Genomic DNA, 15,507 nt, shown 5'->3' with positions numbered 1-15,507 from the left:
CAGCACAGGGTTTTCGATTGTAAATATAAAATATTTAAAAGATGATAAAGATCTTGAAGGAATAATATCACTTCAGGGAGAGGTGCGCATGGGAGGAAGTAATAAAATAGTACCAAATGCAGAAATTGAAATTCGGGATACAAATAATAAATTAATTGCTAAAAAAACAGCTGATAGTAAAGGAAGATTTAAGTTTACCATAAAAACTGAACCTACTGTCGGGAATATTAATATAAATGGATCCGATGGAAATTCATTAGGTGAACTTGAAATCGCAAAAGTTGATATGGGTCGATTTTATTCACAAATAGAAATAGCTGTGAAACTGTTTATTATAAATGGAGTTATGAAAAGCACAGTACCCCTTTCGAAAAAAGAGATTAAAGAAATCAAGAATCAAAATAATAAATAGATATAAATGAGAATCAACTCAGAAAAATTATTAATATTGAAATGAGTTAGATTTTAGAGGTAGGTACAAGCAAGTTAAAAAAAAGCTTTTGATGGTGCTAAAAATTTCATCTTGTTTACAACGGAATCTATTCATATAAAGAATTTTTGTTTATTATTTGAAATATAAAAAAGGTCCAAATTTATAATGGCATTACGCATAAAGTTAAACCTTTGTGGTTTTAAACTTCTTCTTTTGCTAACACTCTTTAGCTGTTCCACAAAGAAGAATTATAACGACTGGGTTGATATAGACCAAAACAACTGCAGCAGCTATAGCCAACGAGGTAAAGGTTATACAGATGATGAGATATCGCCTTTAATAAAAGGCAAAGTGAGAATGTGCCATAATAATGAAAATGTTCCTTCTGCTAGAGTTTTCTTTCTTAGTTCAGAGAGTGATACAATTGGTACAGCCATCACCGATAAAAATGGAGAATTTTCGCTAACGATCCCATCCGAGGGATTGCTCCATGGAAAAATTATTGTAGATACATTTGGAACGGGGATGACTATCGAACATGTTTACATTGCGACAAATTTTAAAACCTACGCCTTAGACATAAAATTACCAAGGCAGCCCATGTATATTAATGAAATAGGTTCAAAAAAGGACCAGAAAAAGTTGAGGAAAGAAGTTGAAAAAGCAAATAGAAAACATAGATAGGTGTTATAAGTTGATCTGGGCTATTAAAATTTTAGTCTTTTTTTTGATCTTTTGTTTCTCATCATGTTCTGTCATCAGACCTAAAACAATAAACAATAAAGTATTGGGCGGGTACGAATCTTCAAGCTATTTAGACGAGAACGATTCGGAAGATTCTGTGACGATTTCAGGCATTATCACTGAAGCTAAGAAAAAAAGGAAGGTACCCAATGCAGAGATACGATTTTTAGACTCGGAAGGAAATACGCTCAAAAAAGTATCTTCAGACACAGATGGATCATTCAGTACAAGACTGGCAAAACTCACAAAATTTGGAAGTATCGAAATTGATGGAAATAGTGCTGGTTTTCTCACTATAGCAAACATAGACTTTGGTATTTTTGTCAATAATACCAGAATAAAAGCGAGATTATTCAAGTACGATTATTCTGCAACGGAGTTAGAATTTTACAAGAAAGAAGATCGAGACCAGCTAAAGCGAGAGATAGAAGAAATGAAAAAACAAAAGAGGTAACAGCATCGTACCACAAAGTGTATTAATTATAGAAATGGAGACTGTAACATGAACTGTGTCAGAGGAATAATTCAATAAGATTATGTATATTCAATTATTCAAACGACACGGTCATGAAAGAAAAAGACCCATTCGACTTTGAACGCTTCAAGGCAGAAGCCATGCAAGGTCTTTACGAAGGTAAAAGTTTGTCTCCCAATGATGGCGTCCTAGCGCCGTTAATGAAGCATCTGTTGGAATCAATGATGGATGGAGAACTGGAAAACCACTTGAACGAAGAGAAAGCTTCGGGCAATAGCAATCGTCGAAATGGCAAGACAAAAAAGACAGTCCGAGGTCTCAATTGTTAATTCGCATATAGATACCCCCAGCAATTCGCATTAAAATGCCACCACCTTAAACAATTAAGGTTTTACTTGTTGAGAGTATAATAAAATCTCAGCGTTATGTATAAAGTGGCTATGTACAATACGATAAAAACACTTTTGGAACACGGCAAATCTTTGCGGGAGATCTCAAGGGAACTTGGGATGTGCCGCAAGACCGTTTCGCGTATCCACATTTAACATGTATTGTTTTGATAGAGGACTGCGTAAGCTGGTAACCGCTGAACTCGAAAAGATAGAAGTCGCAATCAGAGCAAAAATGATTTATATATTGTCTCATCAATATGGTCCTTTTTGGTATAGTGCCCCTAACCTGTTCGAATCTCTCCAGCTCCACTTAAGGGGACACTTAATAGAAAGCACCCCCTTTCTTTATACCCATAAAGAACTATGAGTCAAAATGTTAAAACACCTACACATAGAGTTAGAAAATTTCAACAAAATGTTTAGTCTTAGGTTATCAATTATTAGCAGACGTGGTCATTAAACCGAAGCATTTCTAAACACATCCGGCCGTTATGATAAGGACATTTCCAGAAACCCGCCTTATCATCGTTACGATTCATTTGTCCATCGGGCAATACACTCCAGTACCATTCTCCAAATTGAACATCAATAAGTTTTGTCTGAATAAATTTCCAGACATTTTCTGCTAAATCTAAAAACTTGGAATCAGGTACAATTTTGGACAGATAGCTATAACCAACTACTGCCTCGGCCTGTACCCACCAATGTCTTTCGTCATCTAAATGACCATCTCTAAATTCGTAAGCCATACTTCCGTCAGGAAGGATCCCCTCCACGGCGGCGAGGCCAATGCTGGTCACAATATCTTTGATGGATTGGGAGAGTGCGGGAATATTCAATACGGTAGTAGCTTCCCACAAAAGCCATGCTGCTTCAATATCATGACCATATGATATGGTATCAGTTGTTGAGTTCCACTCCCGATCAAAAAAAAGATTGAGATGCCCTGTACGCGAATCATAGATTTTGCTAACGAAAAGATCGACCAGATCCTTTTGGGCTGAAATTAATTGATCATCTGGCCACACCTGTAGCAGATTGGTATAGGGCTCAAGAATATGTAAATGAGTATTCATGGTCTTGACCTGATTCTCGTCTTTTTCACTCAGCCGCATATCGGCTATCGGTGACCAGTCGCGCGAAAATGCTTCCAAATATCCGCCAGACTCATCATCAAAAGTATGCTCAATCAACTTAAAAAGATCTATTGATAACTCCAAAGCTTCGGATATTCCCGTAGCTCTGTAAAACTCCGAGAAACCATACAGTGCAAAGCCCTGTGCATAGGTCTGTTTTTTTGTATTGAGGGGCTTGCCCTGATAATCAAGCTCCCAATAAACTCCCCCATATTCTTTATCGATAAAATTATCGCGTAGGTAGTGGTAAGCCCGTTCAGCCATTCGTAAATAGGATATATCGTTAAATTGGCGATAGGCAGCTGAGAACGTCCAGAGGATCCTCGCGTGCATAACAGCTCCTTTGCTAGCATAGGGCACCAAATGATTATGCCCATCCATCTTTCCGTAAAAACCGCCAAATTCCAGATCGACCATTTTTTCACTCCAAAATGGAAGTATGTTGTTTTCAAGTATTTCTCTAAAACGATTCATTTAATTCAAGCTAAATGTATTGATTCATCTATTTTTTTTCAAGATCAGCCTCTCTTTTATTCTTTAGATCATTAAGGATCAGATCCATCCGTTTTTCGCTCAAAGGGTAAAAACTTATGAACAACACGGATAATACAGTACCGATTGCAGGGAAAAAACTCAAGAACATCCGAATACCATGAAGTGCTTCGTCACTCTGCTGCTGATTGGCCTGAAAACCATAATAGGCCAATAGCCAACCTGTCAGAGCCGTCCCAAATGCCCAGCCGAGCTTCTGACTCATCGATGAAGAACTAAAGATCAAACCTGTTGCCCTATTGCCTGTGCGTAGTTCGGAATAATCTGCACAGTCGGCATACATCGACCAAAGCAAGGGAAATACGCTCCCGGCGCAAATACTGATGAGTACCTGAAGAGAAAATATAAGAATTAGATCTTCTTTGCCCAACCAGTAAAAGGCAATACTTCCCACCGTAGCAATAAGCATGGCAATCATATAGGTGCTTTTTTTTCCGATACGATTACTGACAGGAGCTGCTAATACAACACCTAATATATTAGCAGCTTGCCCAAGGGCCAAATAAAGTCCACTTAATACAAATGGTACCTCAAAAATCATGATTCGGTCGATTTGATGCTCCTCAACATAATACTTGAAGTAGTATAGCGTTGCTCCATCCCGAATGGAATTAAAAACAAGAGCCGCCACCCCGGCTCCCAGCAGTATCCACCAAGGACCATTTTTTAGCAAGTCTCCGATATCTTGCTTTAATGTCGAGTGATGCGCCGTCACCTCTACAACCCTTTCCTTTGTCCAATAAAAACATAGCAAAAAAAGTATCGTTGAAAATGCAGCAATAACTAGTGCAGCCATAAACCAACCATGCTGAAGTGACGTAAGATCTGCTCCCGCCTTACTGAAAAAATCTATTAATGGGTTGAATAAAAGCAGGGTAACAAAACTCCCGATATAGGCGAATGTCATCCGAAAGGTAGCCAGTACATTACGCACTTTGGGAAAGGGACTCATTACACCCAATAATGATGCATATGGTACGTTGATCGCCGAATACACCATCATCATCAAGGAATAAGTCAGGTAGGCATAGATAATTTTTCCGGTATGCGAAAAATCAGGCGTATAAAATGTTGCTGCACCGATCAAACCAAAGGGTATGGCAACATAAAGGATGAATGGTCTGAACTTGCCCCAACGGCTCCGTGTACGGTCTGCAAGTGCACCTATAATGGGATCGAACAACGAGTCCCAAACTCTGGTGATCAAAAACATGGTACCAACAGCTTTCGCCTCCATACCAAAAATATCGGTATAAAAAAACATCAGGTACATACCAAACAGCTTCCAGAACATGGACGACGCTGCATCTCCCAGGCCATATCCGATTTTCTCTCTCAACGAGATTTTTTCATTTTCAATTCTCATAAGTAGGTATTCTGGATACAAATCTAACTATTCAGATTTTTTGAAGCGATCGTATGTACGACCTTGACTGATGCTGCTGACCGAAATCCATCCTGGGCTGTATTAAAACAATAATCAAGCAATCTGTCTATCGATGATAAGGCGACATGCATCCGTGTATCGCTCGAAGCATAATAGATATAAACGGTACCATCGGGGTCTGCGATCCAGCCATTTGAAAAGAGTACGTTGGAGACATCTCCTACTCTTTCTATACCCTTGGGTGCCATAAAATGTCCCGCGGGTTCAGCAATTATTTGGTCGGGATGTGCCAGATCTGTTACAAAAAGATAGAGTACATACCTAAGGCCTGCAGCACACATCCGTACGCCATGTGCCAGGTGTAGCCAGCCACGCTCGGTTTTAATGGGCGCTGGCCCTTGCCCATTCTTAAGCTCTTTAATGGTATGATAGTGTCGGTGATTTATAATTTTCTCTTCGGAAACAACCGCATTTTCCATACTGTCTACCAGCCCCCAACCTATTCCACCACCTTTGCCTGCATCAATAAAACTATCCTGTGGACGTGTGTAAAGTGCATACTTACCATCGACAAACTCGGGGTGGAGGACCACATTGCGCTGCTGACTGCTGGATTGTAAATCTGGCAAGCGTTCCCATGTGACCAAGTCGCGAGTACGTACAATGCCGGCAGCTGCAACTGCCGAAGATAGATCACCAGCAGGAGCTGCGGGATCTTTGCGTTCGGTACAGAAAATACCATAGATCCATCCGTCCGCGTGTAGCGTGAGACGCATATCATAGATATTGGTATCTGGAATTTCGGTCTCGGGAATATCTATCGGATAATCCCAAAAATGGAAACCATCTATGCCATTTTCACTTTCAGCAATAGCAAAAAATGACTTGCGATCATTACCCTCTACACGCACAACCATAATATATTTGTCCTGCCACTTGATTGCCCCAGCATTGAATGTCCCATTGATGCCGAAACGCTCCATCAGAAAGGGATTTCTCTCCTCATCAAAATCATAACGCCAATGAAGTGGTGTATGATCAGCAGTCAGAACTGGATAGGTATACCGCTCGTATATCCCATTTCCTGGCAATAATGGCGTATTTTTTCGAGAAATTAGTTCCTGATGTGCTTGTTCGATAGCTTGTCTACGATTTTCAAATATTAAATTCATCTTCTATAAGTATAGTTTTGTTTCTCTTGTATATTTTCTATTTCTTGTGCTCTTTAAAGATCTGTTGGACAAATTTTTCCAATTGTCCCCTCCAGAATGACCATTCATGGCCAGCATCTGCCTGGTCATAGACATAATCAACCCCATAGCTTTTCAACTTCTGGAGAAAAGCTAAATGTCCGTTGTACCGAGGATCTTTGGTACCACAGCTGGACCAGATATAGACAGCTTGACTATTGGAAGAAGATTTTAAAGCTGACATATTGGGGATATAGCGATCAAAATCAAATGCTGGATCACTCAAAAGTCCCGAGCTAAATTGACCTATATATTGGAAAGTATCTTTATTTCGCATACCGATCACGAAAGCCTGCCCTCCTCCCATAGATAAACCAGCTATGGCCCGAGATAACTTATCCTTACCCACATTAAATCGTTGCTCGACAAGCGGCTTCACGTCGTTTAGCAACTCATCTTCAAGAAGATCCATCCCTTCAACTGAACTACCCCCGGCCCATGATCCATCCGTTAGACCATTGGTCATAACCACCAACATGGGTTTTATTTTTTTTTCGGCAATCAAATTATCCATGATATACGCAACACGCCCATCACGAAACCAACTCCCCTCATCATCTCCCCCACCGTGCCTGAGATATAAAACTGGCAGCGGTTTAGTTGACTGGACAGCTTGGGGTGGCACATAGACATAAAGGTTGCGCTGCTTATTTAATTTGCTAGCGGTATAGGTTAAGATGCGGAGTTCTCCGTGGTTGACGGCTCTTAACTGATCAACGGCAGGCTGACGTGCTATAATTTCCAATACACTGCCATACACTTCTGTGCCGTATTTGACTTTAGGATTGGCTAAATCTATAGAACGTTTTCCATCTACCACAAATACATACTGATAAATACCTGGCAATAGGGAGCTCGTAGATGCCGTCCAAACACCGCTTGTATCCTGTTCCATCGCCAATCTCATAATGTCCCAGTCGCCAATCTCGACCTGCACTTTGCTGGCTTGGGGAGCCTTCACACGGAAGGTAACCCGTCCACTGGAATCAATCGCAGGTGAAAATTTGCCTGTCGATGCCTGCCACCATCCGGCTGTGCTAAATGAGGATCCGTCCTGCTGTGCTTTAACAGGCAAATAGAGACCTAACAACGCTGTGCCCAATAAAATTAGTTTTTTCATCTGTATATCATTTGTTTTCAATGGTAATGAGGCCGCCAGATCTATTCTTCCCACTGTGTGGTTTGAATATTCATGGTGGTTTCATAATTTTTTATTCTGATTTCCAGCAATAGGTGCCTACTGCTCCAGCAGCTAACTTGATCATGCTGAATTTACCCTTATACTGAACTTTTACCTCCCGATCATAGAATGAACTGTTTGCAACAATCAGGACAATCTCTTTTTTGGGAGTAAGAAACGCAACATTGGGCAATACTCCACTATTCTGTACTGTAGTAACGCGTTTGATATCCGCGTTTTCCTCGTCCGTGGTAATGTCAATACCTTGATCATAAGGAGCATTGGAGGAAACACGTACCGATCCCGGCGGAACGAATTTTGAAATATGTGCAACAACGTAATAGGCCACATTTCTTGATACCTGATCTCCATCAATGGTAAGTGCGCCCTGACATATGGCACATCCACCATTATCTGTATGGGGATCATTATTGGGATCTGCGGCCAAATTCCACAATATCATATTCCGGCTCCAATTGCGCATGGTTCCGATAACAAGGCGTTCGGTCTGGTAGGCAAGGTTGCTGATTTTACTTTGGCTAGATTGAATGACCATCTGTTCTGTAAAATAGATATTTTTGTCAGGTCTAGCTTGATGCACCAATGACATCGTACCAATGTCACCTCCATAGTGGTGGAAACCGGATCCATCTACATATGGACCAATAGCAGGGTCATTCAACAGGGTCAATGGATAATCTGGTCTATCACAATTATGATCAAAAAGAATAATTTTTGTATCCGGCTTCAATTTGTTAAAGACGGGCAGTAAGTGGTCTCTTAGAAAATTGCGCATCTGCGATACAGAAAATGGCATACTGGGAGTATTCCTCGAATTGAGTGGTTCATTTTGCACGGTGATCATATGAATAGGGATCCCATTTTTTTCCATTTCCTGTACATAACGTAAAAGATAACGGGCATATACAGGATAACAGTCCGTCCTTAATGAGCCGCCTTGAAACAGCTGTCCCACTTTCATCCACACAGGAGCAGTCCAGGGCGAAGCCATAATCTGAATTTTGGGGTTGATGGCCAAAATTTCTTTGAGTACAGGAATGACATGTTCGTAATCATGCCCCAGGCTGAAATTCAAAAGATCCGGATCTGCCTGGCCACCACTGAGATCATTATAGGTATAAACAAAGCTATTTAGATCGGATGCACCAATACTTAAACGGATAGCACTAATGGCGATTCCATCTCCGGCACTGAAAAGTTCGTGTAGAAGCTTAGACCTTTTATCGGGTACCATCTGATGTATCAGTTGGGCACTACCACCCGTCAGCGCAAACCCAAATCCATCAATAGTCTGGAATGCCTGTCTTTCGTCAATAACGATAGGTAGTTGACGCCCCCGTGATGTCGGCTCGAATACTGCCGGCGGCCCTGCGGAAAGCTGCGAAAGAGGCTGATCGTGGGTCACCCACTGGTTTAATTTGTGTTCTTGCGCCTTCAATTGAAAAACAGATAGGATCGCAAATAATAAGGCATATAATAATTTTGGATTTGGTCGTCGAATAATCATAATTTGTGAGCCTAGTCTGAATATTACAATTGGTTATCTTTTAACATCTCTACAGCAAATTTACTTGGTAAAGCTTACCTCGACTAATACTATTTTAGCAGTAGGTAATTCAATTCGAACTAAAAATCATCAAAACAACACGTAAACATCACTTACGGCGTATACTATTTTATCTCCAAATTGGCCAAACTAGTAAAAAAAGCAGTAAACTGCTCCTCTAACACCAATTACCAATCACTAGAATACAACACTGTTAGGGATAAACTAGACTCGGATAATTGACATAAAAATCATTTGTAGCCACTTTAATGGCATTGAAATTACCGTAGTTATCATTTTCCCATGGATTTTTCCATGCACATACGCCTGCGTACCCGTTCCAATAGCTTTGTTTGTAATAATTGGCCAGAGTAATATTCCAATTGCCGGAATTATTATAGGATGAGCTGTTGACATCATACCCCGGTGTTTCTCCGATCAAGACAGGTTTATCACCATTATCTAACCAATAGCCGATGGTCGTGGTAAATGGCGCCCCGGAGGATTGCCACTGGTACCAATGGGGTGAATAAAAATCTAAATAGGCGTTGGAATTGTTGTACTGCGCCTGCAATTTTGCATTGCTATAATTATTGCCCCCATAGGTATCCCATGATGTGTACCTATCGCTGTTAAAAATAATCCACATTGAACCTACCGTCACCGGCTTGGTAGAAAATTGGTTTGTCTTGGCCGCACACCATGCAATGAAACGCACGACATTGTTCTTATTTAAATTGCCACAGTTTGCATCACGCCACATATGCTCTGGCTCATTGCAGATATCATATCCCATAATGGTGGGTTCATTTTCATAACGCTGCAGAAAGGGGACAAGAAAATATTCGGTATACCACTGGGTTTTGTTGACGTCATTGATGATCTGCCTAAATTGATTGTACTTGCTGCTGGTATTCTTTACCATATCAAATGACCAAAATGTAACCAGCAGATACACTCCCTTTGATTTAGCGATCTGAACGAGTTGGTCCATATCTGTCCAGAACTGACTACTGGCACCTGTGACAAGACCGTCACCGTTTAAAGACGGACTATGGCTCCCCGACCCATGCACCCAGATTCTAGCAAGGTTAATTTTATTATCCTTATAACGCTGAAACTCATTGCTCCACCAGGTGTAATCAAAATTTCTACCTAAAAAATCTAAAGTATAATCGCTTTGCTTTTGCCAGGCTGTGTTGATACCATTGAAAAAAATCTGCTTTGAGGCAACATAAAATTTATTGCCCGAAATAGTCACGGCATCAGTGATTGAAGCCGGAGCAACACCATTGTTCAAAGCCATCTTTTTCTGCTTGGGCAGAGATTCTGCAGCCTGATCAAAAGCTTTTTTTTGGCAGCTGTATGACAATATGATCAAGCAGATACACCATAATTTACATAAAGATCTCATAATTGTTTATTTTGGTTATTCTAAGATAGTGAGCTAACGATATTGCTGGCTAATACTTTATTAACAAATAGTTGTACAAGGGTGTAATTATTCTACTCACCCAGCATAATTACCTGATCGGAACCGTATAATGCTTTGATCTTAGCCTCACTGTTCTTTTCAAAGACCAATTCTGACCAGCCCATAAAAAACACCCAATTGGGCTGGTCTTTAAGTACCTCAAGTGACGGTAATACCTGGCACTCTCCGATCGCCATTGGCCTTCCTGCTGCTACACGAACGATCGCATCATACTTTTCATTACTAAACCCCGTGTGATCATCGTATACATCAAGCGAAACAATATCCCAATAGGATCTTCCGGGATTATACAGCTCGACGTCAGTATCCAGGCTTTGAAAATCTTGAACATTCCAAACCCAAATTAGATTATCGAGCTCTTTTTTCTTAACCATAAAGTCATGTACATACCGGTAGAGTCTAGCGGTGCCTTTTTCTCCCGGGCGTCCCCCCCACCAAAATTTCCCCTGATTCATCTCATGAAAGGGCCTGAACAGAGCGATGACCTTGTTGTCTTTCAATCGCTTTAGATAAACTGCAATTTCTTCCATCATCGAGACTAATTTACCATGCTCTAAGGTCCCTTCTATAAAAAGGTTTTCCCACTGGCTGTCTGTCAAATGACTTAAAACGCCACGTCCGTCATCCCAGCTACAAGGTTGTCCATTGACAGGGTTGCAGGCGTGCCACATGATATTAACAATTGCACCCTGATGGAATTGGCTGATAGCCTCATCAATCATAGTGCTCCTGTGATCAATATTTTCCTGCTGAAATAAAAAATCACCGCTCCACAGCTTCGGATATCTACCTACTAGTTTGTTTATGGCATTGGTCCAGCGGGCAGGCTCACTATTGGGTTCGCGATTGTGTATACCACCAATAACACGCTTTCCCTTAATCCGGGATAGGTAATCCATTATCTTTTGCTTTTCTTTTTTAGCCGACCACGAAACAGAATCATTGACCTGCGTATTTGCCGCCAGCGATTGGCTAGTCAATGTTTTACAGCCGATCCCGGTGATCACGATTAATGAACTACATAGTAGCGCTAGTGACTTGAATATATTTTTTTCCATAATAGGTGATTTGTTACTGTCATTACTTAATAATATAAAGCTTCTCTTTTTTAGATCCCACAAAAAGATCTTTCAATAATATTTTTCCATCCTGATGATCTTTCAGCTCTTCTGCCTGATATTTTAATGTAAGCGGGTCAAATGATTGGATCTCCTTTTTGTTTCCGATGATGTCCAAAATCTCTACGCTACTACTAAAAACCTCATTCGTGGGATTGTAAAGATAGATATAGAGTTCCTCGCCACATTTTACGCCATAGGCTTCAAGCCTACCGGCTTTTAATGCCAATGGCTTGAATTCTCCTTTTCCATTCAGCAACATACGGTCGCTCAATTGCCGTACCCCACGATAATAAGGTAGCATATCCCTATTCTGAAAGTATTCCCACCACCAGCTCATCGGTAGGATCGGTGTTGATGAGAAAAGCCCATACCAGAGACCCCGTTTGAAATCTAATTCCATCTCATATGCAAAATCATCAAAATTTTGCTGCCAATCCCATTCATAGCCAAACTCGCCAATGACATAAGGCTTTTTATGTTTTGTGGAGTATGCATTGATTTCTGAGGGTATCAGATCAGTATGTTTGTAAATGTGTTTTTGATTGATATCTATTGCCTCGATATCATTGAGCCCCGGGATATCTCTATGGGATATGCTGGTAGTAACAATGTGTTTATATGGATCTATCTTTTTTAAATAGGTAGCCATTTCAGTATGCCATTCTACAATAGCTTTAGAAGAAATCGGCTTTTCCCGACCATTAAACTGTATATTATCTACTTCATTCAGAAACTCCCACATAGCAATATGCGGTGAATACCCCCAGCGTGACACAATGTAGCGCAAACGATTTTTATAAAGCGTTTTAGCCTCTTCGGCTGCAAAAAACTCGTCCGTCGTCTTTACCCCTCCGATATTATCGGATCTGAAATTACCCATTCCCAAAGTAAGCATAACATATAAATCGAGTGAATCGGCAAGATCGACGAGATGATCGAGCCGGCGTACTGCGCTGGGGTTAAAATGAGCTGGATCTGACTGGTAGCGATCATTGTTGAATCCGTCCTGAAAATCTATGGGCAAATTCCAGGGACAGATCCAGGTCCTAAAGAAATTGCCGCCATTTTCAGCAAATTCGGCAAGCATACGGTCATAATTATAAACGGAAGCATTTTGGTGCAGTGCTGCATAATATTTTGAATCGTCTTTACGCCTTGATTCCCAACAGATGTTTTCGGCTATCCCACGAAAGGATGTACCGTTATCAAATTGTAAGGACCAGTTATTTTTAACACTTAGAAATCCTTTTTCTGCCGTTTCCCGCACCCGCGCATCGAATTTCCTAGATGTGGCGACTATTTTTCCATTTTTGCTCAATACGAACTTAAAATGATAATCGCCATGCTGTCTGGGTGAGAACCGGGCATTCCATTCTGAAATATCCCCAGATTGCCCCTTTACATAAAAGCACGGCTGAAGCAGTACCTCACCTGATGCTGTATATATCTCCATGTCAAGCTTAATGTCTTCCTGCAAATAAGGGTTTGTCCAGGTCGATTTAAGTTTTATAACGAAATCCATCCGTCTTCCTTGAAGTGCTGCTGACTCCTTAAAATCGACAGAAATAATCTGGGAAAATGTAGTTACTGGAAATATGAAAAAAAAGATTATTCCAATTAAAAAGCGCATACCTGATTAATTGACGGTTACACCATCGGCCAATACATACATATTGGGGAGGTCCTTTGAAAATAAACTTATACTGCTCCTAAATAGCGTTTTGAAATCATCGGCTGAGGGATGCCCTTTCCATGGTCCATAGAAATGTATCCCTTGCTTTAATGGATCGTATTCATTTCGCCACATAACGACCATACTGATTTTTTTACCAACGAGTGGAGTGAGGATCTGCTCGGTCCAATAACTGACATAGGGTACATTACCATTTCTGATCCCTTCAATTCCTGTTTCGGTAACACCAGCAGGCTTTTTCTTTTCTAAAGAAAGCTCTTGCAACGCGTTTAAATTGGAAAGAAACGCTTGGGTATTTGTACCATGATAACAGTCCATACCGATAAAATCGACTAATTCATCCCCCGGCCAGCGGAATAGCAGATCTTCTTTCCGTCCATTATTGTCCCGTTGTGGCGATATCGCAAAAATAAAATTATGTACCCCTTTCGCTACTGTCAAATAAGATAACGTAAACTTCCAAAGCGCTATAAACTCTTCACTAGTCGTACAAGAACTTCCCCACCAGGACCAGCTTTGGGTATGTTCATGAAAAGGTCTAAAGATAACAGGAATCAATTTGCCATTGCCATCCTTCAATGAAAGTGCAAACGTGGCGAGATTATCCAACCAACTTTTAAATTTTAAATTTGTTGCACTTCCATCGGTCAAAATTTCTTTAACAACTGTTTTTGATGAATTGTCCCATGAATCCCCGCCCGTCAAGGGATTGTTTAGGTGGCACATAGCGGTAATAACTTCACCACGGGAACGCGCTTCAAGGATAGCCTTTTTACGGGCCTCGTTTAAAGTCGCTCTGGTACGGCGGTCATCCATCAATTCAGCAAAATCAACACTAAAAACTGCGGGGTAGTCGCCTACAATTTCGTAAACGTCAGATCTACCGGCAACTTCCTTCCATTCTCTGCCGTAGATCAGATCATCATGATGGCCAAACATAAAGCCTTTGTCTTTTATCTTCCATAATTGGGAGTAGAGCGCTTTAGTTTCTGCCGTCGCCTGCTTGTCAAATAATCGGAGTTCGATTTGTGAGGGTTTTTCTCCGGGCTTTTGATCTGTGGCCGGATCAGCCTTGGTACATGCCGTTCCACCTATTAAGATGGACACGGCATACATAAATAACTTCTTCATGATTTGGATCAATTACGCTTTTTCACTTCCACCCAATATCTTCTGGGCTTTTTCACAAACTTATCATAGTCTGTATAGATTGCAGACCAGTCGTCATTACCGTTCAATGAAAAAGCAAAAGCATTGTTAACAATTGTTTTAGCCTGTTTATTGCCAAGATCCTCGGTACCAGGACCAAGAAAACTACAATTTACGCTGCTTCCATCTGCGGCAATTAGCGTCAAGATATCGGTTGTGTAGTCCCGCTCCCATTTCCCTTCACCCTTCGGTATTTTACGATAAAATTTATTGACATCTGTTTTGGGGTCTGGTGTATAAATGAAATTGGCATATTTTCCGTCAGCGCCGGCATCATTTACAAATGTACCCGTAGTTTTACCTGTCGGTGTTACTCCTGTCAGTTTAAAGGTTATGCTATTATCCAATTCCACTTGAGGACCATCAGATACAGGCCATATCCATGGTTTACTCGTTAAGGATAAAACCGCGCCACCACCATATTCAGGCCCTGTACCACCATAAAGTACAAGTCCGGTAATATCGTAGGTACCGAGGATCGTTTCGGTAAAAGGCTCGACGATGACCTCCCATTCTCGAGATTCACCTGTCTCTGCTGTCACGGTATAATTATACTTATAGTTGCCGGCAAGAAAATTGACTTCAGAACCAGAGGCAGGCGAAACAGTAGCGCGATAAGATTGTTGGATCACAGGTTTCACTTTGGAAAAGTCAGTATTGTCCTCCACCAATACTTTTACTTTCACTGTCCCAGCGGCCCTGTCTACAACTGCTGCTCCTATCTGCGTAAAGCCTGTCCCCATGGAAAAGTTTTCAATGGATTTCTCATTGCTCTCGACTCCCTTATAGGGATCCTTTTTACAACCAAAGACTGTAAAAACCAATATCAAATATGCTGCAAAACCAGCTTTATATGTTTTCAGATTCATAATA

The 15,507-nt window shown here is 40.9% G+C and carries 15 protein-coding genes and 1 pseudogene; 6 read left to right on the top strand and 10 right to left on the bottom strand.

Annotated elements, in window-relative coordinates:
* From B3E92_RS02160 to B3E92_RS02140, 6 genes and pseudogenes are all read left to right on the top strand, one after another.
* On the top strand, positions 1-412 hold a 412-nt coding region (locus B3E92_RS02160; protein ID WP_286895127.1), incomplete at its 5' end, for a hypothetical protein.
* A 186-nt stretch (positions 413-598) separates the two neighbouring features.
* On the top strand, positions 599-1,117 hold the full coding sequence (locus tag B3E92_RS02155) for a hypothetical protein (protein WP_070566717.1): 519 nt from the start codon (positions 599-601) through the stop codon (positions 1,115-1,117).
* Between the two features lie 43 nt (positions 1,118-1,160).
* Positions 1,161-1,631: a hypothetical protein gene (locus B3E92_RS02150; RefSeq protein ID WP_159333204.1), complete on the top strand. Its 471-nt coding sequence runs from the start codon at positions 1,161-1,163 to the stop codon at positions 1,629-1,631.
* A 113-nt stretch (positions 1,632-1,744) separates the two neighbouring features.
* Positions 1,745-1,975: pseudogene (locus B3E92_RS02145) on the top strand (IS256 family transposase); the annotation flags it as partial.
* A 102-nt stretch (positions 1,976-2,077) separates the two neighbouring features.
* Positions 2,078-2,197: a helix-turn-helix domain-containing protein gene (locus B3E92_RS24335; RefSeq protein WP_115050229.1), complete on the top strand. Its 120-nt coding sequence runs from the start codon at positions 2,078-2,080 to the stop codon at positions 2,195-2,197.
* Position 2,198: 1 nt separating this feature from the next.
* On the top strand, positions 2,199-2,411 hold the full coding sequence (locus B3E92_RS02140; RefSeq protein WP_088162435.1) for an Abi family protein: 213 nt from the start codon (positions 2,199-2,201) through the stop codon (positions 2,409-2,411).
* Positions 2,412-2,484: 73 nt separating this feature from the next.
* Here B3E92_RS02140 and B3E92_RS02135 read toward each other — a convergent pair whose 3' ends face one another.
* The 10 genes from B3E92_RS02135 to B3E92_RS02090 form a co-directional block, all read right to left on the bottom strand.
* On the bottom strand, positions 2,485-3,654 hold the full coding sequence (locus tag B3E92_RS02135; protein WP_070566725.1) for an AGE family epimerase/isomerase: 1,170 nt from the start codon (positions 3,652-3,654) through the stop codon (positions 2,485-2,487).
* 28 nt (positions 3,655-3,682) lie between these two features.
* Positions 3,683-5,098: an MFS transporter gene (locus B3E92_RS02130; protein ID WP_070566727.1), complete on the bottom strand. Its 1,416-nt coding sequence runs from the start codon at positions 5,096-5,098 to the stop codon at positions 3,683-3,685.
* A 23-nt stretch (positions 5,099-5,121) separates the two neighbouring features.
* A complete protein-coding gene (locus B3E92_RS02125; protein WP_286709314.1) occupies positions 5,122-6,291 on the bottom strand; it encodes a glycosidase in 1,170 nt (389 codons plus the stop codon).
* A 37-nt stretch (positions 6,292-6,328) separates the two neighbouring features.
* A complete protein-coding gene (locus B3E92_RS02120) occupies positions 6,329-7,489 on the bottom strand; it encodes an alpha/beta hydrolase (RefSeq protein WP_286833506.1) in 1,161 nt (386 codons plus the stop codon).
* A 91-nt stretch (positions 7,490-7,580) separates the two neighbouring features.
* Positions 7,581-9,077 (bottom strand): glycoside hydrolase family 30 protein, encoded by a 1,497-nt coding sequence (locus tag B3E92_RS02115; protein ID WP_070566733.1) that lies wholly within the window; start codon positions 9,075-9,077, stop codon positions 7,581-7,583.
* Positions 9,078-9,330: 253 nt separating this feature from the next.
* The gene (locus tag B3E92_RS02110) at positions 9,331-10,422 is read right to left on the bottom strand and encodes a hypothetical protein (protein ID WP_198385963.1); all 1,092 of its coding nucleotides are present in this window, start codon (positions 10,420-10,422) and stop codon (positions 9,331-9,333) included.
* Positions 10,423-10,622: 200 nt separating this feature from the next.
* Positions 10,623-11,669 carry a glycosyl hydrolase gene (locus B3E92_RS02105; RefSeq protein ID WP_083295979.1) on the bottom strand — a complete coding sequence of 349 codons (1,047 nt, stop codon included), beginning with the start codon at positions 11,667-11,669 and terminating at the stop codon, positions 10,623-10,625.
* 22 nt (positions 11,670-11,691) lie between these two features.
* The gene (locus B3E92_RS02100) at positions 11,692-13,362 is read right to left on the bottom strand and encodes a cellulase family glycosylhydrolase (RefSeq protein ID WP_070566737.1); all 1,671 of its coding nucleotides are present in this window, start codon (positions 13,360-13,362) and stop codon (positions 11,692-11,694) included.
* 6 nt (positions 13,363-13,368) lie between these two features.
* Entirely contained in the window at positions 13,369-14,556 is a 1,188-nt protein-coding gene (locus B3E92_RS02095) for a glycoside hydrolase family 26 protein (protein WP_088162439.1), read from the bottom strand.
* Positions 14,557-14,564: 8 nt separating this feature from the next.
* Positions 14,565-15,503, bottom strand: coding sequence for a hypothetical protein (locus tag B3E92_RS02090; RefSeq protein ID WP_201303565.1), 939 nt, complete (start codon positions 15,501-15,503; stop codon positions 14,565-14,567).
* Positions 15,504-15,507 lie beyond the last annotated feature (4 nt).

The sequence above is a fragment of the Sphingobacterium sp. UBA6317 genome (genome assembly GCF_002440385.1).
Taxonomy (GTDB): Bacteria; Bacteroidota; Bacteroidia; order Sphingobacteriales; family Sphingobacteriaceae; genus Sphingobacterium; species Sphingobacterium multivorum.
The sequence above is the reverse complement of the archived record's forward strand: the minus strand, read 5'-3'. Positions and strand labels throughout refer to the sequence as shown.